The sequence below is a fragment of the Thiofilum flexile DSM 14609 genome, assembly GCF_000380185.1.
GTDB lineage: Bacteria > Pseudomonadota > Gammaproteobacteria > Thiotrichales > Thiotrichaceae > Thiofilum > Thiofilum flexile.
The window spans coordinates 27108-49364 of record NZ_KB904762.1; the positions used below are offsets into that span (position 1 = coordinate 27108).

Here is a 22257-nt window from a genome sequence, read left to right on the forward strand (position 1 = left end):
AATCGTGTTGTCACCCACTATCTTATTTACCCTTAAGCCATTAACTCACTATCTTATGGAGCGTTATGCTGTGCTCATTAGAACACTATTGTTATGGTGGCTCAGAGGACTACTGATTTATACAGTGACCCTCATGAACGGCTATGCAAGTCCCGATACAGTAAAGCCCGTGGGATGTAAGGCTTATGTACAAGAACAAGCACGCCTCTTAGCAACGAAACCCTATCAAGTACCTGCTGCGATTGATGAAACCGCTGTACGTAAGCTTGATTATGATGGTTATCGTCACTTGCGTTTTCGACCGGAAAAAACGGTTTGGCGTCAGGAGCAACTACCTTTTCAGTTAGAGCCTTTGCCCCCCGGACTGAGCTTTAGACGTCCTGTGTCACTCTATACTTGGGAGCAAGGTGAAGCGAAAGTCCTACCCTTTCAAACCGACTATTTTGAGTCTGCCGAGCTGTTGGCTGGGGTCGATAAAACGGAATTGGGTTTTACAGGTTTTCGCATTCTTTATCCACTAAAAAAAGATGAATTTCATAGCGAATTTTTCGTGTTTCAGGGGGCTAGCTATTTTCGTTCGCGCAGTATTGATCAAGTTTATGGTTTATCGGTACGTGGTCTAGGTATTAATACAGACCTTGAGGGACAAGAAGAGTTTCCCGATTATCGTGCTTTTTGGATAGAAAAGCCTACTATTAATGCAAGCACTTTAACATTATGTGCTTTATTGGATAGTCCTTCAGTCACAGGGATGAGTGAATTTATTATTAAGCCAGGTCACGAAACAACAGCAGATGTAGATACGGTGTTATATTGGCGTAATGCACCGCTGAATGTCGCCGTATCGCCCCTAACTAGCATGTATTTTCATGGAGAAAATTCAAAGCATCCTATGGGCGATTATCGACCTGAGGTACACGATTCTGATGGTTTACTCATAGACGGTAATATGGGATTGGAATGGCATCCTTTGTATCAGCCTGCGCATTTTACCGCGCACTCGATTGCGAGCAGACATTTACGGGGGTTTGGTTTATTACAACGGGATCGTAATTTTGATCATTACCAAGATTTAGAGGCACATTATCAGGAGCGTACTAATGTATGGGTAACACCTTTGAATGATTGGGGTGCGGGTGCGGTACGTTTAGTGCATTTCCCCACTCAGTCGGATGTATTGGATAATGTGGTTGCTTATTGGCAACCTGAGCAGCCACAAACCCATTGGCAATACCGTTTAACGTGGTTACAACAAGACCCACCTCAGCATCAACTAGGTAAGGTTCATGCGACCCGTATTGCGACAAAAAATGTTGATAGTCTGCCTAATCAAGAGGGGGTATTACGTTTTTTTATCGACTTTAAGGATATTTTACCAACCACTGAACCAATTGAGATTGAGATAGGTCAATCAGACAACTTGCTTATACAATCAAGCCAGTTGTTAAAGAATCCTTACTTAAAGCACGGTCAGCGTTTAGTGATAGTGACTAAACCTATACCTGAACGTTGCCAAGAACCCATGGTTGTATTTGCCCGTTTAAAGGCTGGCGCACAGCCTTTAAGTGAAATGTGGGTTTACCCCATTTCTTCTGAATATTGTCAGCGCAATTAACTATCATAATTTAATCAGTCAAGTGTTTTGAGGAACAACTATCATGTCAGTACAAGCCCCTAGTAGCTGGGAGATAGCTCGGCAACGCGCCACTTTATATTGCCAATTTCATTGTTTGAATGAATATGATCAGCAACAACTCTTAGACAAGGCTTGTTTAAAACTAGCCGCCACTTATGGCACTAGTCTTGACGAGCGTGAATTAATTCAACTGTTGATTCATGAAGTACAAGTGCAGTTGTCACACTTGTCGCCACTAGCAGCGTCTCAACACCCTAGCGCTGTTCAACCCGGTTATCGTCGTGCTAAAACCGGCCCTGTCTTAAATCGCAGCAGTATTCGGGCAGCGGTTTTAGAACGTTTCTAAGTATTCAACCTAGCTATAGAAAAGGTATGGTTTCTATGGCTTGGCAACTTTAATGATTCCTGATAAGTAGGCTGCTTGATGCTGCAAACCCTTGCTTTATTGAATTGGCGACACACGGCATTTAAACGTCGAATGTTCGTTTTTGGCATGATTGCCCTAATGCTGCTTTGGTCGGTTACTTGGTTGGCAATCAATTTGCCTGAAACACTGCCCTGGTGGTGGAAGAGCCTTATTGTGATTCCCTTTGCAATATTATTGTTTTGGTTAGCATTAGGGTTTATGACCGGACTCACGGGGCTTTGGGTCTTAATGCGCCGTGGGCGTTTTAGAATCTTGCCGGCTGCTAATGAACCCTTGCCACCGCTCTCTACGCGTAGCACAACCGCGATTTTACTACCCATTTATAATGAGGATGTGGCCTATGTGTTTGCTGGCATTAAAAGCATGTATCAATCCTTGCAAGCAGGGGGCTGGTTAGAGCATTTTGAGTTTTATGTGCTATCCGACTCCGATAAAAGCCGACAATGGTTACGTGAGGGAGCCGCTTGGCAAGATTTATGCGATGAACTAGACGCCCATGGCAAGATTCATTACCGCCATCGCCGCCATCGCATTAAGAAAAAAAGCGGTAATATTATGGATTTTTGCCGCCGCTGGGGTAAGCACCACGAGTATATGATTGTGCTGGATGCCGATAGCCTCGTAACGGGCGAAACCTTTGCCCGTTTAGTCACCGCGATGGAGCGTAATCCGCGTATTGGCCTGATTCAAACCCCGCTCTATGCGACGGGTTTACAGACCTTATTTGCCCGTAGTCAGCAATTTGTGAATCGTTTATATGGCCCAGTATTTTTTGCCGGATTACATTATTGGTGGATGGGTGACAGTCAATATTGGGGGCATAATGTCATTATTCGTACCCAAGCCTTTATGGAGCATTGCGATTTACCCCGTTTAGCAGCCAGTGGTGCCTTAGGGGGCGATATTCTCAGCCATGATTTTGTCGAGGCAGCACTATTGAATCGTGCCGGCTGGGAAACGTGGCTCGCTTTTGATTTAGATGGCAGTTTTGAGCGTCCACCACCGACTTTAACCGATGCATTAAAACGGGATCGGCGGTGGTGCTTGGGTAATTTACAGCATTGGCAAATTATCTGGTCGCGTGATATTCCCCATATGCAGCGTTTTTTAATGCTAGGCGGGATTATGTCCTATGTAGGGTCATTAATTTGGTTATTTTGGTTAGTGGTATTAAGTATTACCGCTTTGACTTATCCGCAAGAGGATATTATTGAAGACTCCTTTTTTAGTGATTCCATTTTAGGTATTACGCTGATATTGCTCTTTGTCTATAAATTATTTGGTGTGATTCATGTCATTAGGCGAGGTTATACTCAGCTATTTGGCGGGCTGGCTAATTTATGGATGGGAATTGTTACCGAAACTCTCATATCCATCTTAATCGCTCCAATTCGGATGATGTATTACAGCCGCTTTGTGATTGAGATTCTCATGGGAAAACGCGCGAATTGGGGCACACAACAGCGCGAAGGCTATCGTATGAGCTGGGGAAGTGCTTTACGGGAATATGCTTGGATTATGATTCCGGGATTTTTATGGGCACTGGCATTGGCTGTTGTGAATCCCGTCGCATTTTGGTGGACTTCTCCCGTATTACTCGGATTGATTTTAGCTGCGCCTGTTGCGGTATTAACGAGTTATGAGTTAGCACCACACACAGCCTTATTTATGACGCCAGATTTAAAACAACCGTTGGATGTATTACAAACCTTTCCTATTAATCATTTAGATTTAAGTGAGCGCAGTTATGCCACCACGCATGATCCTTTTACGCGCGTCATTGTTGACCCTATTGCTCAGCGTCAACACTTAGCCTATGTTCCGCGCCGTCAAGTATCGGCTAAAACGCGCGAACAACGGAATGAATTATTTAATCGTGCCTTACGTATGGGGCCGGTGAATTTAAGTGAGGCAGAGCGACAAATCTTTTTAGAAGATTCAGCACTATTAGCACGTTTACATACAGCAGTCTGGCAGTTGCCCGAAAAGCAATTTCAGCAACAGTGGCTCAGTCATTTGTAAATTTATAATAGTTTGGAAAAGGGTAGTTAGGCGTTAACTACCCTTATTCATGGTTAGGGAGCATTCTTGGCTAAAGCTACAAAAATATAATCAGTTGTTTTGGAGTTTTTTGGGTAGCGAAGAAACTGTATTCCAGTTAAATAATTTACTGCCCCATCACTGATATTAGTCAATATATTGATTTTGGGTTCAGTCATTTTTGCTTTATAGCTATTAAACTCAGAGTTTGCTAGTAAATTAGCATTGAATGTTTGGAGATTTTGCTCTTGAATAGCAGGGTTTTTTTGAAGCTCAATGCTATTCCAAACTATTTTTTTATTATTGAAATCATATAAATAAGCAGAAAAAGACTGATTGGCTAAAGAGCAGCCAGGTGATGCTAAAAGAGTTTGTACTTCTGACTTAAGTGAGTCTGTAACTTTAAAATTACCCTCATGATACTCTAAATAACCCAACGTATTTAAGGCTTTAGACTGTAACTCATTAGCTATTTCCTGCTGCTTTAGGTGCGCTACTGCGATTCTAGCGCCGAGGACATAGCCAGTCAGTAGCAAGAGAGGTCCAGTAACTAATCCTATAATGATATGTTTTACTCTCATAAAAACCCCCTTATTTAAGTAAATAATTGTTTAAGCCAATTAAAACTATAAAGAACTTTTTATGATTAGACTAATAGAAAATTTAAAGCACTCTAAAGTTATATTAATTAGAGTGCTGGATAATGAGCAATGAATTGTATAAAATAATAGCCAGTTAAATAAGGGCTGAACTACCATACTAATCTTAATTAAATAATCCTATGGCTCACAAATTTGCTCCTATTATCGAGAATTTCACCACATTGTCTAAAGTTTAAATACCCGTCTGTTTGCTAGGTGGCATTCCGTAGGTTTTTAATGCTTTAAGCTTTTAATTATGCTTTAGCATGGTTAGTTGCGCTATACTGGGCACATAGGTTGTTATGAGAGTTAGGTTATGTTGGCGACAAAAGTTGCAGAGGATCGCATCACCGAACAGGCTTATTTAGCGGGTGAGCAACTCGCTACAGTGCGTCATGAGTATGTGGCAGGTAAGCTCTATGCTATGGCTGGTGCGAGTCGGCGGCATAGTACGATTGCTTTTAATACGGCTTTTCAGTTGCGCTTAGCCGCACAGGGGAGTGCTTGTGAAATTCATTTGGCTGATGTGAAAGTCTATGCCGAAAAATCAAAAGCTTATTATTACCCTGATGTCATTGTTAGTTGTGAGGCAGAGAATCACGCTTATTATCTTAGCCAGCCTTGTTTGATTGTCGAGGTGACTTCTAAATCGACCGAGTGGCGGGATTATACTGAAAAGGCATTGGCCTATCAGAAACTGGCCTCCTTAAAAGCTTATTTGGTTGTGGCACAGGATAAGGTGCAGGTCACTTTATATTATCGAGATGCGGAAGGTGCGTGGGGTGTAGCACGGTTTACGGAGCTAGCACAGCGTATTACCTTGCCATGTCCAGAAACAATCCTACTGGTGGGGGATATTTATGCGGGAGTAGAAGGGATTCCATTAGAGGATGAAGGATCGTGATTCAACTTCTTTAAATCACGATCGCTAAAAGTAATTTAAATAATCCTATGGCTCACAAATTTACTCATATTATCGAGAATTTCACCGCCCCGTCTAAAGCCTAACCCACAGCCTTCCCATGCAAAAAAGACCCCGGCCTGATAAGTGCGACCTTCAGCATCTTTAGCCATCTGAGCAAACTCTTGATAGACCGTGCGATAACGCTCGTATTCACCACCAATACTATGCAGTGCTTTGCCTGCTGCATCGAGAATCGTAGTATTTGCCCCTTCACGCCCAAACATTTTTTTAGCGACTTGTTTTTTACCTTGTAAGGGTTCAAAACGTGTTTCTAATAAATAAGGCGAATCAGGGAATAGTTCATAAAGCACTTTCATAATGCCTTTACTTTGGAAAATAAGGGTATAAGCGGGGTTTAAAATAGTCCCTAATTGATTACGGGTAATATCATCTAAAATGCCTACAATACCATCGTTTTGTAGCGCAATATCTTCCCAAGGGTACAATTTAAACCAATAATCAAAGCGTGTACCTTCAGGATTAAAAATACCGGCTTCTTCCTGAAAACCTACCTCATGCATATAACAAAAATCGGTTTGAAAGCCTGCTTCACTAGCTATTTGTTGTAAAAAGCGCGTGGTGCTTTCATCTTCAGGTAGATTACTCATGCATGAGAATAGGATATTTTGATAATTATAATACTCATTAAACGTATCGGGTTCTTCTTCACCCGTAATCATGCGCCGAAAACTATTACCAATGGCCTGATAAACATTATTAAATTGTTTATCTTCATTCATACCATTCGCTTTGAGTAAGGCCCATTGCACCACTGCCGTTTCAAATAGGCTAGTTGGAGTGTCGGCATTAAACTCAATTAATTTAATCGGCAAACCATCAATGCCACCGGCTAAATCAAAGCGCCCATAAATATGGCGATCATCATTTTCCCAACTGCGTTTAATAGGATTAATCAGATTAAAAGGAATATCTAATTCAAAAAAGAGATCATTATCAATCACATACTGTGCAGCCTCGACATACATGTCATAAAGCTCATTCACGGCGGTGTAATAAGCGTCCGCTTCTGCTTCGGTAACAGGCACAATTTCATCGGTGATGTAGGGCGTGCCATCTGGGTCGGTATGCCAATTCATGCCCACATCTTCCATGAGCTGATTGCTAATGGCTTGCACTTTTTCCGTTTTAATCATGAATCAGCCTCCTGCCGAGCCAGCAGGTGAACGGCTACCTGAGGAACTACTAGACGAGTTGCTTCCCCCACCAAAGAAACCACTGCGCGGTTGGGTGGTCGAGGGTTTAGTCGCACTATTGGTATTGCTAGCCCCCGGTGTACGAGAACTGCTCATGGTGGATTGAGCGCGAGTATTTTGCTGCTGCTGATGTTGTTGATAGTTAGAGTTACCCATCAGCTTATTAGCAATCATGCCACCCACTAAAGCCCCGGCGGCTGAGGCTAAAATAGTTTCACCTAAGCTTAAACCCTGATTTTCAGCCACAGGTTTTGTGAGATTAGAGCTGCCATTTTCGACGCGTTTGGCTTCTTCTTCGGCAATTTTCTTGAGTTCTTCTTCGGTTAAAACACGCTCTTTACCGTCGAGTCCCGTGACAATGGCTTTAGTGCCTGAGCTAGAGGGAATTTTTTCCGTGAGCTGGTAAGTGTCTGGATTCGCTGCAGTTTGTTTGAGCAGTAATACAAAAGTTTGTTCTTTATCGCTAGTCGCCTGTGAAATCGTCTCTTGCTTGGGTTTTTCGGGCGGTGGTGGGGGTTGATCGCCACCACAGCCTTGTAAACTCGCCATAATCACAGCACCAATGCTACCTACCATCGAATAGGACGCAATTTTTCTAATATAAGGCATATAGAAATCTCCATCTCTAAAAAATGCCTAGAACGATAGTGAAATCAGGGGTAAAAAGCTACTAGCTACGTAGGAGAAGGTGATTCGATAGAGTCATAAAGCGGGTAGGATAAGTGTGCTATACTTAAGTACTCCGTAATATCAGTACAAGGTGATTTGCTATGTACGTCATGGGCATTAAAGAATTACAAACTAACCCTGGTAAGTTAAGCCATTTGTTACAAAATAATGAATATATGCTTATCACCCGACGCGGTGAGCCTTTAGGTGTTGCATTACCTTTTAGTGATCAGCTAATCGAAAACGGGCTGAAAAATTGGATGGCGCTTAAAGCTTTTCAAAGTGGTGATTTGAGCCTTGGGCAATTGGGTAAGGTATTAGGAAAAACTAAACATGCCACCTTAGAATTACTGGGGGAGCTTAATATTCCTTTTGCTGATTATGATTTACAAGAGGATTTGCAAACACTAGATGAGCTGTTTGTGGCATGAAATCTGTCATTGTGAGTGACACCACGAGTTTGATTGTGTTGGAGAAGTTAGCGGCATTAGAACTATTATGTAAGCTATTTGATCAAATTTTGATACCTGCTGTAGTATTAGCTGAGTTGCAGGCAGGCTCACCTCATATCAAGCAACTACTAGAACCTCTACCTTGTTTTACTGTGGTGGATGTAGCCACTTCAAAGCGTCTTACAGCTCTTTTACTATTGTTAGATGCAGGAGAAGCAAATGCTATCGAGTTAGCGGCTAGTCTTAATCTGCCTTTGATTATTGATGAGCGTAAAGGTCGACAGATTGCTAAGCAGTTCGGCATTCGTATCACAGGGTTTGCCGGATTGCTGATACAGGCGCACCGTAGCAAGCTTATAGATACTCAGACAGCTCAGGCGATGTTAGATCAAGCAATTACTCATGGATTAAGGCTTGCGCCATCGCTCCAACAACAAGTGCGAGATATGCTAGAGTGAACATTAATAGCACTTTTTGTATCTACATTATTGTTTTATCAAAAATTTTTGTCATAAAGTGAATTAAACCACCCTATTTAGCCATTGCTTCGCTTTTCTAACGGCTGTGCAGCTAAGCCACTGTTATTAAATGCTCCAAGCCAAGCTATAACATGGAGTTTTTTATTGTTCCAGCCGATTCAAGTATCTAGTTTACCTTACTCTGCTTTTTCAGTCGCTACACCATTGGCTTGCAACATATAAGCAGCGAGAGCTTTTCTTTTAGCCAATGCATCTGGGGTGGACATCACTAGATGAAGGGCGAAAACAGCATCCCCTCCCTTTTCATCTGATCGATCTACCCAGCCAACATACCAGCCCACTTGATCAAGACCTGCAAGCATCTGCTCAGCCGCTACGCCTTTGCTAATGTCGCCGTCGGTTCCGATAGGTAAAACGGCTCCGCTTTTTGCATGTAGTTTAGAAACGGCATCGCTGTCAGGACTGATGCGACCTGCCATCATAGCGGCGACGCGGTTTTGGTTTGCAACAGAGGCAGGCAGATCATGACGGCGGAGTCGGTCAATAAAACGAACCTGCTCAAGAGCTGATATACGCAGCGCTCCAGTAAGCCAGAAAGTGGTTAATTCAGTATCCTTACCCATGTCCGCATTGCCATAGCCCAAGCGTTGTAACCATTCACGTTCTTTCTGAATACCAATCCGCTCAGCTAAGCGCTGATAAAACCACACGGTAGAGTTTGTCATTCCACTAGCAAGACTAGTCGGCTGATTCCACACGGGTACGGCGCGTGTTTTTCCATCCGATTGTTCTTGCTTGAATTCATCTTCGATAACACCTGTTTCAAGGGCAATTAGTGCATGAGGAATTTTAAAGGTAGAGGCTGGCAGTACAGGTTGCTCTGCACGCGCTTGATTACATACTAGCCACTTCTCTTGTGTTGGCAAATACAGAACAAACGTAGCTTGCTCAGCTTGCGAGGCAAGATAATCACAATCCTTAGCACTATTATATTGGTCGGCTGGTGTTGGTTCTTGAGCAGCTACAGTGCTCCCTAATAAAGCCCAGACTAAAAGGAGTTGGCCTGCTTGTTTAGAAATGTTATAGCCTGTTTTCAATTCACTGCCCCTAGGGAAAATTTTTAAAATATGCAGAACGTCTGCAAGGAGCGGCGATTATAGAGTAGTTGAGTCTACTTCCAAGCGTTTTAGTCAGTAGATTGCCGGTTACATGATTTAAATAACTTAAATGCTTAGAAAGTGAGTAACCGGCTATTTACAAAATATTTCAACTAGTCGTGGATGCTTATTGTACGGCTGGACGTTTGTTTTTCAGTTCAAACACGGCATAACCTGCTACTACTAAGAAGCAGCCTAAGGGGACAATATAAGAGAATGCTGCATCATAGGTATCAATCAGAGCACCTTGCACCAGTGGCATTAAGGCACCCCCTAGAATCGCCATGACCAAACCTGCCGCGCCAAACTTAGTATCATCTCCTAGTCCTTGCAGTGCCACACCATAAATAGTTGGGAACATTAAAGACAAGCCTACCGAAATGGACATAACAGCGAAGACCCCTAACATATTAGGACTCAAAGCGGCAATCGCGCACATAGTAGAGGCAAACAGTGCCATGCCTAATAGGAGTTGAGTAGGGCGGATATAGCCCATGAGCCATGTCATGAGGAAGCGTGACAGTAAAAACAGAATCAGACTGTATTGCAGGTACATACCGGCCTGAGCTTCGTTACCACCAATCGCTGCCATCACATACTGAATAGTAAAAGTCCAAGCACAAGTTTGACCCGCCACATTAAAGAACTGAGCAATTACACCAAAGCGATAGTATTTATTAGCCATTAAGCGCTTAAAGGTAGCTCCAAAATGGATACCGCTCCAAGTAGTGGCGCTTTGCTCACGGGTATTGGGGGTTTTGACCAGTGCAATGCAGGCCCAGATCAGAATCAGCGCAAATGCCATCCCCACATAAGGTGTCATGACCGCATTGAGTTCCGCTGATTGAATGGCGCGTAATGCTTCCGGTGCCATGCTAGCGCGTTCCTCACCCGTAGCTGAGTGCAGATTAGGCAGAATCAACATAGCAGCCAGAAATACCCCCAAATTGGTACCGACCGGATTAAACGCTTGTGCTAAATTCAAACGTTGGGTGGCATTACCTTCAGGCCCCATAGAAATGACGAATGGATTGGCTGAGGTTTCTAAAATGGATAATCCAGCGGCTAGGGTAAAGAGTGCTGCTAGGAAAAAGCCATAGGTCATGCTGCTACTTGCGGGATAAAACATAAAGGCTCCCACAATAGCTAAGCCTAGTCCGGTTAAAACCCCGACCTTATAGGAGTAGCGTTCATTGATAAAAGCAGCCGGAATGGCGAGGCAGAAATAGGCACCGTAATAGCAGAATTGTACTAATGAGGCTTGTAGGGTGCTCATGGTGAAAATTTTACTGAATACTTTGACCAGTGGGTCGGTCATATTGGCAGCAACACCCCAAGCCGCAAAACAGACTACCAGTAGCACAAAGGCTAGCCGCATGTCTTTGAATACCAATGGCAGTTTTTCCACACCTTTGGCATAGGTATTGGTTATCACTTGACTCATCTTATCCTCCTAGTCGTTAAGATGATGAATGAAGGCTCCCGAATCTCTCCCCTCGGAAGTTAAGACGATGTTACCGTAAAAATATAATTAAATAAGTACCTAGTAAAAAGTAATTGTGTATTTCTGCGCAATATTTTCATCATCTAGGAATATTATTAATCTGCTCATTAATATTTCTAATAAGATTGGTTGAGGATTTGTAAAATACCTATCAGCAGGGAGCGAGCGAAAAAGTAGAACCTATCAGATTAGAGATAGTATTGATTACCTCTGTCGTAACTCTAGCTTTAAACAAAGACACATCCAGCAGAAACCCAAAAATAACGGCGATATAAGCTAAATACCAAAAACCCATATAGTCATTATAGAGTATGGTATAAAACCAATTCTGACCAAAGATATATACGCAGGAAGATAGCACTGTTGCAATCAGTAGTAGCAAACCAGGTAAGAATAAGTGCGAGGTAGCACTAGGCTTAATAAGTGATAGAATAAATAAAATAAAAAACATTGCGACATTAGCCCCCAGAAATATTTGCAAATCATTTTTTAAACTATCCAGAATCGCGATATATTTATTTTTTATAATATCACCCAAGGTATGTTCAGCAATTTGGATATTTTTGATGCGTTCCCTATAGCCTGAGGCTATTGATTCGGCGAGTAATTTTTTCTTCTCACAGTTATAACCACACATAGATGCGATCGTAGCAGCGATTTTTTTCGGGTAGTTTATTATTAAGATCTTGCTGGGTTTTTTCCTTTTCAAAGCCGAGCTTAGTAGCAATATTGAGAGCCTTTTCTGCGGTGGTAGATTGACTTATTATTTCTTGCTTAGCTTGTACTTCTTTTTCAATCTGATATCTGACGAAGCCTTTTGCAGATTCTTCAATAGTGTCGGGAGAGGTAAGTATTAATAACAGCAGAAATCCAAATAGTAGAAGGCCGAGTAAGCTAGTGATTTTTAAAGTGATATTCATGATTTTTTGTAATTAATAAATAGATATGTTTGATATTATCATATCTATTTCAGATCTTAGAAGGCCTTGTGCAAATAAAAAATACAATTATTACATTTAAATCAGTGCTATAATAACTCTAATATTACTACCTAATTTAAGTTATGGCTGAAAAAGACATTGTCAGTAAAGATGTGCTACAACACTTAGCCGCCGATATTGCTAATATCCTGTTACATCTCGATGTGGAGCATGATTCGGTAGAGTTACTCCAAACTGAACAACAACGCATTGAGGTGCGTCGTGCCGATATGGTGGCTCGAATGCGCAAACGTCAAACAAGCGAGCAATTTATCCTGCATGTTGAAATACAAAATGCCAATGATGCGAGTATGCCTGTGCGGATGTTGCGTTATGTCAGCGATATTTTGCTACTGCATCCAAACGAACCCATTTATCAGTATTTGGTTTACATCGGTAAAGCACGTCTAAACATGCCTAACGAGTTAGCATTGCCTGATTTTCACTACCGATATCGGGTATTGGATATGCACACGGTGGATTGCAGTTTATTATTAGCACAAGACACTCCAGAGGCTTTAGTACTCGCTATTTTATGTGATTTCAAAGTACGCCCGACACAAGAGGTCGTCAACTACATTGTCAGGCGCTTGAAAGAGTTAACTGGCGATAATGAAGCCCAATTTCGTAACTACTACGAAATGTTAGAAACCCTCGCGGACAATCGCGATTTACAAACACAACTAGATGAGGCTAAACACATGCTAACCCAAGTTGATGTCACTCGTTTTTCCACCTATCGGTGGGGCTTACAAGCAGGGCTAGAGCAAGGAATAGAGCAGGGGCTTGAAAAAGGTGCTCAAATCAAAGCGACTGAAATGGCTAAGAAACTTATTAGCAAAGGTGCTTTTGAAGTTGCTGAGATTGCGGAGCTAACAGGACTTACTGAAGACGAAATACAAAAGCTTAAAATCTCGTTATTGAATTAACCACTTGTGTTATGAGTAAGTCGTACCTAGTACGCTTACTCTTGTGCTGGCCAGCACTCAAAAGTCATAATCAATCCACCAGCTTAAACTTTGGCTCGGTGCAATAATACGTTCAAAAAACGGTTCCCATGAAAAGGTATTTTGATTCCCCCAGATTGGGAAAAAGGTGGGGACATAACTACAACTCGCACTCACCATACCCAATACCGGATGGCGCTGGGTAATTGTGACCGGGTTTTGCGCCTGATGATCTAAGGCTTGATAAAACCCTGCTTGCTCAGGCCAAGCTTTGCGCGTAATAAAACCATTGTCAGCCATCACATAGCCCTCATTCTCTGGCATAGACAGCGGAATGCTCAAACGGCATAGCTCATTCGTCTTGGGCTGAGGGTAAAAAGGATGCGGGAACCAAGCGATAGGAATAAAGGTATTCCCATGATTGGTGATGACGGTGTGTGAACGCACGGTGCGCTCTTTCAAGGTAACAGTGCGTTGTAAGGTAAAATCAAACTCAGCAAAAGTCGGGTGAGTCTTCATTTGAATAGCCGTAGGACTCGCCTCAATATCCCACTGACAGAATTCTAGCACCTGCTTAGTCGTCAAATCACAACGCCCAATCCCAATAATATAAACCTCACTATCCGATCCCTGTGGCTGACGCAAGGGCGACCAATTAAAGGCATCCGGAATACCTTGTCCATCAAACCAATTAAAACTATCAGGATAGGTAGGCCCCGTGAGCAATGCTCCTTTTTGATCATCCGTCACTTGATAAATATAGCCGCCGGTACAGTACCGCACTCCAAAACGGGCTTGATCAGCCATCGGGTCTAGAATGTCGACGGTTAATTCATGATTAGTTAGTTGATACATGATGAAACTCGGCTCACAGGGTTAGAGAGTGATTACAATAGGCTAGAGTTTAGGGCGACGCTGGCGTAGGGCTTCATATAAACACACGCCTGTGGCGACCGATACATTAAGACTCGATACTTTACCACGCATAGGGATGCTGATTAAAAAATCACAGTTTTCTTCTGTCAAACGCCGAATCCCTTGGCCTTCTGCACCCATAACCAAAGCCACCGCTCCGGTTAAATCCGCTTCATATAAATCCTTAGTCGCGCTATCACTGGTGCCAGTAATCCAAATGCCGCGCTCGCGTAGGGTGCTCATAGTACGCGCTAAATTGGTCACACTCATAAATGGGACTAACTCGGCGGCCCCCGATGCGACTTTGCGCACAGTGGGGGTTAATCCCACCGCATTATCACGCGGAGCAATCACCGCATGTACTCCCGCACCTTCGGCGGTACGTAAACAAGCCCCTAAATTATGCGGATCGGTCACGCCATCCAAAATCAATAAAAAGGCAGGCTCGTCTAAGCGGTCGAGTAGGTCGTATAAATCATTTTCGTCATACTCTTTAGCGCTTTTGTATTCGGCGACAATACCTTGATGCCGATTATCGCGCCCTGCCATTTCATCCAGTTTAGTAGGGTCAATTAAGGCGCAGCTAATGCCCGCTGTTTTCAGCAGCGGTTGTAGTTTGAGAATACGTTCATTACGCGTGCGTTTGTCTATCCACACGCGCACGAGGTTTTCTGCATCATGATTTAACGCGCTTTCGACCGCGTTAATGCCGTAAATCAGGGATTTGCTCATTACGATTTTTTCTTTTTACGTGGCTTTTTAGAGGAGGCATTATCCTGTCCTTCGGGCAGTACAAAGTCAATTTTGCGCTCATCTAAATCAACACGGGCTACTTGCACGGTAATCGGATCGCCTAAGCCATATTTACGCCCAGAGTTTTCACCTACTAGGCGGTGGCGTACTGGGTCAAAACGATAGTAATCACTGCTTAAGGCAGTGACATGAACCAGACCTTCGACATAAATGTCATTCAGCGCTACGAATAAGCCAAATCCAGTCACGGCAGAAATAACACCCTCAAAGACTTCGCCGACACGCTCTTGCATATACTCCGTTTTAAGCCACGCCACCACATCACGGGTGGCCTCATCCGCACGGCGCTCGGTCATAGAGCAGTGTTCGCCTAGAGCTAGCATCGAGGCAAAATCATAAGGGAAGTTTTCCGCTTTGCCACCGCGCAAAATATGACGAATCGCACGATGGACGAGTAAGTCAGGATAGCGTCGAATCGGTGAGGTAAAGTGGGCATAATGACTTTGAGCCAAGCCAAAATGTCCAATGATTTCTGGGCTATAACGCGCTTGAGATAAGGAGCGTAATAACACGGTTTGAATCACATGACGATCAGGACGTTCTTGAATCAAATCCATTACTTTAGCGTAATCAGCCGGTTCAGGATCATCGCCACCGCCGAGCGATAAACCAACACCTGCTAAGTATTCACGCAGGTCTTTGATCTTTTCGGGCGAGGGCTTGTCATGGACGCGATGTAGGCAGGGGACTTCATGCTGAGCCAAAAACTGAGCGGCGCATACATTAGCAGCAATCATGCACTCTTCAATCAGTTTATGAGCATCATTACGCTCTAAAGGCACGATAGACTCAATCTTACGATCTGCACCGAAAATAATAGTGGTTTCATTGGTTTCAAAATCAATAGCACCACGCTCGTCACGCGCTTCACGCAGCACTTGATAGAGGTTATAGAGTTCGTCTAAAGGATTGAGTAGGGCAGAGTACTCGGAGCGAATAATAGGATCTCTATCCACCACAATTTGAGCCATTTTGGTATAGGTCAAACGTGCTTTAGAATGCATCACGGCTTCATGAAAACGATAATCTGAAATGGCACCATTTTCATCAACGTGCATTTCGCACACCATGCAGAGGCGGTCAACCTTAGGATTTAGCGAACAGAGTCCATTAGAGAGAATTTCCGGTAGCATAGGAATCACTTTGCCAGGGAAATAAACCGAGGTACCCCTTAAACGCGCTTCTTTATCTAAGGCTTTATCATTGCGTACATAATAGGCGACATCGGCAATGGCGACCCATAAGCGCCATCCCATGCCTTCACGTTCACAATAGACCGCATCATCGAAATCTTTCGCATCCTCACCATCAATGGTGACAAGATCCATGGCAGTTAAATCAAGACGGCCTTGTTTAGCCTCGTCGGGGACTTCATAGCCAAATTGGTCAGCACGTTCAGTGACTGCTTGCGGCCATTCAAAGGGGATTTCATGGCTGCGAATGGCAATATCAATTTCCATCCCCGGAGCCATATGATCGCCCAAAATTTCAACAATTTTACCCAAGGGGCCAGAGCGTTTAGTAGGTTGCTCAATAATGGCTGCAACGACAATTTGCCCCTCGTGTGCCTCGCCTAAGGCATCGGGGGGAATAATAATATTATGAGCAATGCGGGAGTTGTCAGGGATAACATAATGCAGACCGCGTTCATTAAATAAACGCCCGACCACTTGTTCAGTACCGCGTTCTAGAATTTCCACGACGGCTCCTTCACGTCGCCCTTTAGGATCAAGCCCACGTACACTCGCTAGAATGCGGTCACCATGTAGGAGCATGTTCATTTGTTTGGCATGGAGAAATAAATCGGGCGAGCCATCATCAGGTTGAAGAAAACCAAAGCCATCAGGATGGCCGATCACTCGTCCTGCAATCAGATCAGCTCGATTGACGGGGAGGTATTGTTTGCGGCGATTAAAGAGTAGTTGCCCATCACGCTCCATGGCGCGGAGGCGTTTTTTGAGTGCCTCAATATCATCTTCCTCGTGTAAGCCTAAGGCCTCGGCTAGGGGTTGAAACTCTAAGGGTTTAGGACTGTCTTGGAGGATGTTTAAGATGAGATCACGGCTAGGGATGGGTTTTTCGTATTTTTCAGCTTCTAGTTGAAAATTGGGGTCATTGAGTTTCATATAATGTCCTTATTAATTGTTATGTGGAATATGGGGGGGAGCATAACAAAGTTTTACTAAGTGGTATGTAAAAAAACTTGTCATGTTAATAGCGCGGTTAAGTACTTGAGTCAGAGTAGTCGAGTATTTCTTCCGCAGCCGCTGTGAATACCTCCTTGTACGCTACAAGGCGGCATCCCTGCCGCCAAGACTGCTCCAGAAATACTCGACTACACTACTCATACCTACTTATCTGTTGTAAGGGGCGGTACTATCCCGAATGATTAAAGTGGGATCGAGCAGCGGTAGGGGGGTGAAGGGGTGTTTTTTTATTAGATTGAGTAATTGTTTTGCGGCACTTCTTCCTAGTGTTCGACAAGGTTGATGAATGGTGGTCAGTGCAGGTATATAACAAGCGGCTAAATGCAGATCATCATACCCAACCACAGAGACATCATGGGGTACTCTAAAACCTAATTGGTGCAGGGTGGCAATAAAACCAAAGGCTATTTCATCCCCAGCACTACAAATCGCAGTCGGGCGTTGATCACTCGCTAAGTTCGCCCACGCATAGGCTGCTTGTTGCCCGGTAGATAATTGAAATAACCCTTCATGAATCCATGCTTCTTGGGTGGGTAGGTTCAATTGACTTAAGGTTTTTAGAAAACTGGTGTATCTACGTTGTCCTGGGGTATGTGTTAATGGCCCTGCTATATGCCCAATGCGAGTATGCCCTAAGGAATATAAATGTTTAACGGCTAACTCTATGCCTAGCTCATCACTAATACCAATATAGGGTAGATTAAGTTCAGCATGGCGCTCACCCGCAAATAGAATAGGAGGGGAGCCTTTGGCATCTTCAATAATAGCCTTAGCGATCAGCCCATCTAAGATAATAATCCCATCAACACGGTTACGGCTGAAATAGTTACGCGCATGACTAGAGTTCATGGACGCTTTTTGAGTATCAGCAATCAATACACTGATCTGGTTGTGAGCGAATACTTCCTCAATACCTTCGACCAGTCTGGAAAAATAGGGGTTACCAATATTAGGTGTCATGACCACTATAGTGTCGGTTTGGCGTTTACGTAGATTGCGAGCGGTTTCATTCACGCTATAGCCTGTAGCCTCAATCGTAGCTAATACCTGTTGGCGGGTGATATCAGAGACCTTCTCAGGATTACTTAAGGTGCGGCTAACCGTTGCCACAGAAACGTTTGCGAGCTGAGCTATATCTTGAATAGTAATTTTTTGAGAGTTAAGCGGCATAAATATATAGCAAAAGGTTATACACAGATTGCTCTATCTTAACATAGGCTACTGAGCGGTTGATGTAGGATTTACTCCTAGTCACTGCATTGCAGATTATTTTATTTTATTCACAATTAAATTTTTTAAAAATAGATACTTATTTACTTTTGATGTAAACGATTACATAATCAAATGTAATCGTTTACATTAGTACATACACGAATGTTATACGATATCTGCTCATTCTATTTCGCTAGAGGATAACATTATGTGGCATCAACATGAGAAAGCTCATCCGTATAAGATAACTAAACAGCTAACTAATTCGAGTCCTGTACTTATTGCTCAAAAGCCGCTATTTAAGCTAATAAGTTCAGTTATCATGTTGAGTCTAGTAGCAGCATGTAGCGGTGGTTCTTCTTCAACCGAGGTAACTGCTACTCCAACGCCGACCCCCACACCTGTTCCAACCCCGACGCCCACACCCGTTCCAACGCCGACGCCCACACCCGTTCCAACACCTACACCCACCCCTGTACCGACCCCAACCCCGACGCCTGTTCCAACGCCAACCCCGACTCCAACGCCAACGCCAACGCCAACTCCAGATACCTTGTCGTTCTATTCCGAGTGGCCTGCAGTCGCGGGGGCTAATAGTGCTATTCCTCCTGACAGTACGATTGAAACCAATGTAGCGGCAATTGTGGCGCAAATGACTTTGGAGGAAAAAGTAGGGCAAATGATTCAGCCTAATCTGGATCAAGTGACGCCTGAAGAAGCCGCAGAATATAAATTAGGTTCATTATTAAATGGGGGCGGATCTTGGCCCAATAATGATAAACATGCGACAGCAGCGGATTGGGCAGCCACGGCGGATAAGTATTGGGAAGCGTTAGAGTCGGCTTATAAAGATCGTGGTTTTAGAGTGCCTTTTATGTGGGCAACCGATGCGGTACATGGTCATAATAATGTCTATCAAGCTACTGTATTCCCACATAATATTGGCTTAGGAGCAGCAAATAATCCCGATTTGATTTATAAAATTGGTCAAGCAACCGCTAAAGAAATTGCAGCAACGGGTTTAGATTGGACTTTTGCACCTACCGTGGCGACACCGCGTGATGACCGTTGGGGGCGTGTGTATGAAGGTTACTCCGAAGATCCAGAGATCGTGTATAGCTATGCCGGAAAAATGGTGGAAGGCTTACAAGGCGGGGCTGAGGGTTTAAAAACTGATACACATGTGGTTTCCAATGTGAAGCATTGGTTAGGCGATGGTGGTACTAAAAATGGTGTTGATCGTGGTGTCAATCAAAGTACCGAATCCAATTTAATGAATTTACATGCTACGGGGTACTTTGCAGGTTTAAAAGCTGGTGCTCAAGTGGTGATGAGTTCCTTTAACTCATGGGATAATGATGCCAATTATGCCCCTACTGGTAATACGACTTACAATAAAAAACTGCATGGTAGCCGTTATCTGATTACAGATGTACTGAAAGGCAAAATGGGCTTTGATGGCATTGTTGTAACCGATTGGAATGGTCATGGTGAAATAGCAGGCTGTTCGGCTTCTAACTGTCCTGATGCAGTTAATGCAGGCAATGATGTCTTCATGGTCACTGCCAAGGCGGACTGGAAGGCGTTCTATAACAATGTGATTCAACAGGTTCAGTCGGGTGTTATTCCACAAAGCCGTATTGATGATGCGGTGACTCGCATTTTACGGGTGAAAATGCGGGCAGGATTATGGGATAAGCCTAAACCTTCTGCACGTTCATTAGCCGGTAAACAAGAAGTACTAGGAGCCTCTGAGCATAGAGCCTTAGCACGGCAGGCGGTGAGTGAGTCCTTAGTCTTATTGAAAAATGCTGATAGTACACTACCGTTGAAATCGACCCAAAAAGTGCTCTTAGCAGGTAGTGCGATGAATAGCATTGCTAAGCAAACAGGTGGGTGGTCGCTCACTTGGCAGGGAGCAGATAATACGTTGGATGATTTTCCGGGTGCCAGTACGGTTAAAATGGCATTAGAAGCCCAAATTGGTGCGGATAATGTGATTACCGATCAAACACAAGCCACCGCCGATACAGTAGCCCTAGTGGTAATCGGTGAAGATCCTTATGCGGAATTTATGGGTGATATTAAAGATCATCAAACGTTGAGCTATTCCGAGTTAAAAACGTCCTATGCAGCTGATTTGCAGACCATTAAGGATTTAAAGGCGGCTGGTCTGAAGGTAGTGACCGTGTTCTTCTCAGGTCGTCCTTTGTATGTGAATGAGGAAATTAATAATTCTGATGCCTTTGTTGCGGCCTGGTTACCAGGAACAGAAGCAGGTGGAATTACTGATGTCCTGTATGGGGTAGATGGAGCTGATTTTAAAGGCAAATTATCCTACACATGGCCTATGACCAAATGCTCTACTAGTATTAATCGAGTACCACCACATATTACCGATTATGCCACACCAGTGAATGAGCAAGATATCAGTGGAGAACATGCACCCTTATTCCCCTATGGTTATGGTTTAAATTATGCGGCTACTGCTACAACAGTCAGTCATGACTTGAGTAATTTACCACTAGATGGCCGTAATTATGGTTGTGGTCAAACGGCTCCTGATACCGGAGTCGCAACACTACCCTTAGAAGTGTATGGTAGAAACGCAACGGATGAGTTCGTGATGCGTGTTTCGGGTAATAAGAATGGTTGGGCTGCGATTGAAGTACCTAAAGAACAAGCCTCTGATGAACAAGGTTCGGTATCCACTAGCCCGATTAATTATCAAGGTCAATATGATGCAGTCAATGTCACCTTCAAAGGTGATGATTTAGCCCAGATTTATGTCCAAACTCAATCAGAGGCTGGGCAAGATCGTAATTCTTATTTGAATGCTGAATCAACCCTACAGTTTGATATCCGTGTGCAACAAGCACCTACAGCGACCTTAAATATTGCCCAACATTGCGTATGGCCTTGTGTGGGGCAAGTACCTCTGAATAAGGTTCTACCTGCAGTCTCTGCTAATTGGTCAACCTTAAAAATACCATTACAGTGTTTTTCTCAAAATGGTATGAACTTCGCTACTATGAATACCCCCTTGTTATTACTAACTGGTGGAGCGGCTCAATTTGATTTAGGCAATATTCGCATTGTGCCTAAGAGTGTCGATGCAGCAACCGATGCCGTGAGCTGTAGTGATCTATCTAATAGTACGGATGATTCTGTTGATGTAGGTACTGTGACCGAGGATAAGACACTAGCGACGGGTTTTAATCCGGCCACTGCAGCGGCGTTAGGCATCACTGCTCAAGAAGCTACAGCCTTAAATAGCGCTACTTTACAGACTAGTTCGACAGCTTATGAGGGCGGTTCTTCTTTACTCTTAAGTCATAATGGAGCGGATTGGGGTGGGTTCTTTACCGAATTTAATCCAGTCTTAAATCTCAGTAGCTACTCCACTATCGTAGTCGCTGTGGCAGCTTCTAGCTCATTAAAGTTTTTAGAACTGAAATTTGATGATGCAACAACCGCAGCATTAGGCAAAAACTTACTCGATTATCCTTCAACCACCTCCGGTATTTGGAAACTATACTCCGTACCGTTAGCAGATTTTGTTGGCGTCGATATGAGCCAAATTAAAGCAATGGGTTTCTGGAATCCTAAAGACTCCAGTGGTGCTTACTTGAGAACTAATATTTTAATCGACAATATTAGTTTTGAATAATACTTAAGCATCTTTTAGTAAAGTTGGGCATTATTGATGGTTGATAGTGCCCAGCGTTTTAATTGTTTACCAGGGCAATCGCTTGAATCTTTATTGGTGTAGAGGAATAAGTGGCTCCAAGAGTTCGGCGAGATAATCGGTTGACCAAGCGGCCTGCTTTCGTCGTACTTTGAGACTATGCTTATTCGTCTGGTTGTATCGAAGTAAGTTGGTGGCCATCTGGCGCAGGAGGGAGAAATTGTGAGCGCCATCGCTGGTACGATTACGTGCCAGATCCTCACGCATCAGCACATCCAAGACCCAATGGAGTCGATTCTCAATCCCCCAATG

Annotated in this window: 20 protein-coding genes; 8 read left to right on the forward strand and 12 right to left on the reverse strand. The window is 43.6% G+C overall.

The annotated features are described in order from the left end of the window. Positions 1–4 precede the first annotated feature (4 nt). The 3 genes from A3IK_RS18920 to mdoH all read left to right on the forward strand — a co-directional run bounded on the left by A3IK_RS18920 (position 5) and on the right by mdoH (position 4085). Positions 5–1615: an OpgD/OpgG family glucan biosynthesis protein gene (locus A3IK_RS18920; RefSeq protein ID WP_020559561.1), complete on the forward strand. Its 1611-nt coding sequence runs from the start codon at positions 5–7 to the stop codon at positions 1613–1615. Between the two features lie 43 nt (positions 1616–1658). Further along, the gene (locus A3IK_RS0108520; protein WP_020559562.1) at positions 1659–1982 is read left to right on the forward strand and encodes a hypothetical protein; all 324 of its coding nucleotides are present in this window, start codon (positions 1659–1661) and stop codon (positions 1980–1982) included. A 78-nt stretch (positions 1983–2060) separates the two neighbouring features. After that, on the forward strand, positions 2061–4085 hold the full coding sequence (gene mdoH, locus A3IK_RS0108525; RefSeq protein ID WP_020559563.1) for a glucans biosynthesis glucosyltransferase MdoH: 2025 nt from the start codon (positions 2061–2063) through the stop codon (positions 4083–4085). Positions 4086–4138: 53 nt separating this feature from the next. Here the strand turns inward: mdoH and A3IK_RS0108530 are convergent, their stop codons facing one another. Then, complete coding sequence (locus tag A3IK_RS0108530; RefSeq protein ID WP_020559564.1) at positions 4139–4684, reverse strand: hypothetical protein; 546 nt, start codon at positions 4682–4684, stop codon at positions 4139–4141. Between the two features lie 376 nt (positions 4685–5060). Between A3IK_RS0108530 and A3IK_RS0108535 the strand changes: the two genes are divergently transcribed. Further along, positions 5061–5648, forward strand: a complete 588-nt coding sequence (locus A3IK_RS0108535; protein ID WP_020559565.1) for a Uma2 family endonuclease — start codon at positions 5061–5063, stop codon at positions 5646–5648. A 35-nt stretch (positions 5649–5683) separates the two neighbouring features. Here the strand turns inward: A3IK_RS0108535 and A3IK_RS0108540 are convergent, their stop codons facing one another. Beyond that, a complete protein-coding gene (locus A3IK_RS0108540) occupies positions 5684–6862 on the reverse strand; it encodes a glutathionylspermidine synthase family protein (protein ID WP_020559566.1) in 1179 nt (392 codons plus the stop codon). Positions 6863–6865: 3 nt separating this feature from the next. After that, positions 6866–7531, reverse strand: a complete 666-nt coding sequence (locus A3IK_RS0108545) for a Cj0371 family chemotaxis-regulating polar lipoprotein (RefSeq protein WP_020559567.1) — start codon at positions 7529–7531, stop codon at positions 6866–6868. Between the two features lie 161 nt (positions 7532–7692). Between A3IK_RS0108545 and A3IK_RS0108550 the strand changes: the two genes are divergently transcribed. Further along, entirely contained in the window at positions 7693–8022 is a 330-nt protein-coding gene (locus tag A3IK_RS0108550; protein WP_020559568.1) for a UPF0175 family protein, read from the forward strand. After that, complete coding sequence (locus A3IK_RS18925; RefSeq protein WP_020559569.1) at positions 8019–8501, forward strand: PIN domain-containing protein; 483 nt, start codon at positions 8019–8021, stop codon at positions 8499–8501. Before A3IK_RS0108550 ends, A3IK_RS18925 begins: the two co-directional genes overlap by 4 nt. Before the next feature lie 197 nt (positions 8502–8698). Here A3IK_RS18925 and A3IK_RS20280 read toward each other — a convergent pair whose 3' ends face one another. From A3IK_RS20280 to A3IK_RS21535, 4 genes are all read right to left on the reverse strand, one after another. Beyond that, the gene (locus A3IK_RS20280; RefSeq protein WP_020559570.1) at positions 8699–9619 is read right to left on the reverse strand and encodes a penicillin-binding transpeptidase domain-containing protein; all 921 of its coding nucleotides are present in this window, start codon (positions 9617–9619) and stop codon (positions 8699–8701) included. 187 nt (positions 9620–9806) lie between these two features. Then, the gene (fucP, locus tag A3IK_RS0108565) at positions 9807–11123 is read right to left on the reverse strand and encodes an L-fucose:H+ symporter permease (protein ID WP_020559571.1); all 1317 of its coding nucleotides are present in this window, start codon (positions 11121–11123) and stop codon (positions 9807–9809) included. 211 nt (positions 11124–11334) lie between these two features. Continuing rightward, entirely contained in the window at positions 11335–11820 is a 486-nt protein-coding gene (locus tag A3IK_RS21530) for a hypothetical protein (protein ID WP_020559572.1), read from the reverse strand. Then, positions 11807–12103, reverse strand: a complete 297-nt coding sequence (locus tag A3IK_RS21535) for a hypothetical protein (RefSeq protein WP_020559573.1) — start codon at positions 12101–12103, stop codon at positions 11807–11809. Before A3IK_RS21535 ends, A3IK_RS21530 begins: the two co-directional genes overlap by 14 nt. Before the next feature lie 143 nt (positions 12104–12246). Here A3IK_RS21535 and A3IK_RS0108575 point away from each other — a divergent pair, with 143 nt between their 5' ends. After that, positions 12247–13092, forward strand: a complete 846-nt coding sequence (locus A3IK_RS0108575) for an RpnC/YadD family protein (RefSeq protein WP_020559574.1) — start codon at positions 12247–12249, stop codon at positions 13090–13092. A gap of 57 nt (positions 13093–13149) precedes the next feature. Here the strand turns inward: A3IK_RS0108575 and A3IK_RS0108580 are convergent, their stop codons facing one another. From A3IK_RS0108580 to A3IK_RS0108595, 4 genes are all read right to left on the reverse strand, one after another. Then, positions 13150–13965 carry an aldose epimerase family protein gene (locus A3IK_RS0108580; protein ID WP_020559575.1) on the reverse strand — a complete coding sequence of 272 codons (816 nt, stop codon included), beginning with the start codon at positions 13963–13965 and terminating at the stop codon, positions 13150–13152. A gap of 42 nt (positions 13966–14007) precedes the next feature. Beyond that, positions 14008–14757 carry a 23S rRNA (guanosine(2251)-2'-O)-methyltransferase RlmB gene (gene rlmB, locus A3IK_RS0108585; RefSeq protein ID WP_020559576.1) on the reverse strand — a complete coding sequence of 250 codons (750 nt, stop codon included), beginning with the start codon at positions 14755–14757 and terminating at the stop codon, positions 14008–14010. Then, a complete protein-coding gene (gene rnr, locus A3IK_RS0108590) occupies positions 14757–16964 on the reverse strand; it encodes a ribonuclease R (protein WP_020559577.1) in 2208 nt (735 codons plus the stop codon). The genes rlmB and rnr overlap by 1 nt, the downstream gene beginning before the upstream one ends. A gap of 228 nt (positions 16965–17192) precedes the next feature. Then, the gene (locus A3IK_RS0108595) at positions 17193–18215 is read right to left on the reverse strand and encodes a LacI family DNA-binding transcriptional regulator (RefSeq protein ID WP_020559578.1); all 1023 of its coding nucleotides are present in this window, start codon (positions 18213–18215) and stop codon (positions 17193–17195) included. A 364-nt stretch (positions 18216–18579) separates the two neighbouring features. Here A3IK_RS0108595 and A3IK_RS18940 point away from each other — a divergent pair, with 364 nt between their 5' ends. Further along, positions 18580–21927 carry a glycoside hydrolase family 3 protein gene (locus A3IK_RS18940; RefSeq protein WP_083915703.1) on the forward strand — a complete coding sequence of 1116 codons (3348 nt, stop codon included), beginning with the start codon at positions 18580–18582 and terminating at the stop codon, positions 21925–21927. A gap of 90 nt (positions 21928–22017) precedes the next feature. Here the strand turns inward: A3IK_RS18940 and A3IK_RS21720 are convergent. Beyond that, the coding region (locus A3IK_RS21720; RefSeq protein ID WP_020559581.1) for a hypothetical protein at positions 22018–22257 on the reverse strand (240 nt) is incomplete at its 5' end.